Raw genomic sequence first — 1,153 nt, forward strand, 5'->3', positions numbered from 1 at the left:
AATATGATAATGGCCGAACTTTAGAACTCTACACTCTCCAGCTGTGATTTTGGGCAATACCATGAGCGATATTTTACTTGGCAAACTCGCCACCGAATTTAAAACCGTCAAAGCGATGGTGGAGGTGTATTGCCATGATCATCATGGAACCAAAGATGCGCTGTGCAGTGAATGCCGTGAACTGCTTGATTACGCGGAAGTGCGATTGGATCGATGCCCATACGGAGAAGAAAAACCGACGTGTAACAAGTGCCCAATTCACTGCTATAAACCCGAACCTAAAGAACAGATGCGTTTAGTGATGCGCTATTCAGGCCCGAGAATGTTACTAAAACATCCGATTCTGGCAGTTCGGCACCTGCTGCACGAGAAACGCGAGGTTCCTGAAAAACCAGCTGCCAATGCATCGAACCGCCACAAAAGAATCAATGTAGAACGCGATACTAAGAAGTCGTAACGACGGTTAGATTCTTTATCCAATACTTTTGCGTGTATCGACGATAACACAACGCCAACTTAACGACTTCCTCTGCAATCATCAGTGCATACACGTACTTAAACTCCCAACCAAGAACAAACGCAGCGATTGCACAAAGTGGTAAGCCTGTCATCCACATGGCGATAAAGTCCATGCGTAAGCAGAATACGTTGTCGCCACCAGCTCGAATAATCCCGTTAATGATGATCATGTTCAACATACGCAACCAAATCGCGCAGCACAAAATCATCAACGCAGGGGCAGCGAGTGGGTAAAGCTCAGGTTTGTCCAAATTCAGTGCTGCAATGATCGACCCACGATTAAGAAGCAACAGTGCGCCGATGGAAATACCAAACACAAAGACTGCTTTGATAAAGAATTTTGCCATGTGTTCAGCCCGCTCAAAGGCATCACGCCCCAAGGATTGACCAATCATCACAGAGCACGCCACAGAGATCCCAAAGAAAATCGAGTAACAGAGTGATTCAAATGGGCCGAGCATACTAAACACCGCCAATTCGGTTGTCCCCATGTGGCCAAAAATCATCTGATAAACCATGGTGCCGATTGCCCAAAGTAATGCACCTAGCGTCATTGGCAGCGCAAGACGACGATAAGACAGCCACAGCGAAGGGCGTTCAGAGCCTTCTTTTACTTCCAGCAACCAGTGCTTCC

At 46.9% G+C, this 1,153-nt stretch carries 2 protein-coding genes; one reads left to right on the forward strand and one right to left on the reverse strand.

Features of this window, described 5'->3' with window-relative positions:
• Positions 1–61 precede the first annotated feature (61 nt).
• Positions 62–457, forward strand: a complete 396-nt coding sequence (locus R7E78_RS24385) for a nitrous oxide-stimulated promoter family protein (protein WP_025501575.1) — start codon at positions 62–64, stop codon at positions 455–457.
• Here R7E78_RS24385 and R7E78_RS24390 read toward each other — a convergent pair.
• On the reverse strand, positions 444–1,153 hold a 710-nt coding region (locus R7E78_RS24390; RefSeq protein WP_318058371.1), incomplete at its 5' end, for an MATE family efflux transporter. The genes R7E78_RS24385 and R7E78_RS24390 overlap by 14 nt on opposite strands.

The sequence above is a fragment of the Vibrio sp. YT-19(2023) genome (assembly GCF_033337395.1).

Coding starts and splice junctions, on each gene's coding strand:
- R7E78_RS24385 (WP_025501575.1), top strand. CDS start 62: ATGAGCGATATTTTACTTGGCAAACTCGCCACCGAATTTAAAACCGTC.